The organism is Ornithinibacillus proteolyticus, from assembly GCF_039581225.1.
In the GTDB taxonomy this organism is placed as follows: domain Bacteria; phylum Bacillota; class Bacilli; order Bacillales; family Amphibacillaceae; genus Ornithinibacillus; species Ornithinibacillus massiliensis.
In genome coordinates, this window is sequence record NZ_JBCPXV010000115.1 from 1 (window position 1) to 1,337 (window position 1,337).

The 1,337-nt window shown below is 39.6% G+C and carries 2 protein-coding genes; both read right to left on the reverse strand.

Going from position 1 to position 1,337, the window contains the following annotated elements:
• Nucleotides 1–33 precede the first annotated feature (33 nt).
• A complete protein-coding gene (locus AAIB49_RS19820) occupies nt 34–339 on the reverse strand; it encodes a hypothetical protein (RefSeq protein WP_343459061.1) in 306 nt (101 codons plus the stop codon).
• A gap of 23 nt (nt 340–362) precedes the next feature.
• Nucleotides 363–1,337 (reverse strand): hypothetical protein (locus AAIB49_RS19825; protein ID WP_343459062.1); only part of this gene is annotated, 975 nt, incomplete at its 5' end.

A 1,337-nucleotide genomic window follows, 5' to 3' on the forward strand; every position in this document is an offset into this window, starting at 1 on the left:
TTCCTCCTGTTTTTAGACATAAAAAATAACGCCCTATTCAGCGTTTTGTAATTGCTCCAATTCGAATTGAAGCCTTCTTATTTCTTTTTCCCTTTCGGTGAGTTCAGGTTCAATTATTTCCTCTCCCTCTTTCACTCGCAGTTTAGGTGTAATGCCATCTAGATAAAACTCGCATTTGTCAATTTGCTCGGCAACATAGTCATCGACATAAAATTGGAAGCCTTGCTCCGTTGCGACTGCTTGATTGCCAATAATCACAGATGATATAGCACCGTCATGTATTTTTAAAAATACTTTTAAAGTACCAGCTTGCCTTGTGTCATACGTTTTGATTACCACGCTATCACACTCCTTTTGTTAAATTATCCAATTGCAGGAATATCATCTGTCAAGAACACTCTATCAATTCTAAAAATAATCGTGTTATTTCCACTTACATCTGACTTATTTACACCAATTCTCAATTGAAAGTTCCTCACCTCATAAGTAGGTGTCCCTAAATCAATAATTATTGGTGCTTGATTCGGCCTTCCTCCTGGTTCGTGCCACTCTATATAAAGTCGGTTGTCTCCTTCCCAAACTTGTGTGTTATGTCTAGGGTTTGTAACATTAATACCTTTACGATAACCAATTACTAAATATCTAGCTGAATGCACAAATTCATAAGTTGTAAACTTGACTGACCACCCTTTATCAGGGTCACGAATATCTCGGTAATCTCCACCGCCAACAATAGCTTCGTATCCTGCTCTGTAAAACCCTCTCGAAGCTCGAAATACTCCATCTATCAAGTTTCCAGATAAATTTACATAGTCCATATCGTATGGATCAACACTTGTCACGTTAAAATCTTGTTTAACCATACCATCTTGCATCCAAACCGCACCATCAGGTCTTGATATTCTTAGCTTACCGTTAACCAAAGAAAGATTGTCACCGAAATAACCTGCTTTTGCATTTACTGTTCCAGTAAAACTTCCACTCGCACCTTCCAAATGCCCAGCAAACTTCACGTTGCCATTACTGTCGACAATAAACTGGTCGTTAACATTTAACCCGACCAAACTCTTTATATGATTCGCTGTTATGCTGTTAGCGACAATCGACTGCTCGCCCCATTTAGCTTCGACCCATTGCGTTCCGTTAAATCTGTACATTAGATTATCGCGCGATGTGTCAAACCAAACATCGCCGATTTTTCTTCCTGTTATTGAAGGTTGTGTCGATTGGGTAAATACGCTGTTCTTCCCATCTGCGGTTGTTTTCGCTTGTTGGGCTTCTTGTTTTGCTCGTTCGGCTTCTTGTTTCGCTTCGTCGATTTCGGCTTGTACATCTTC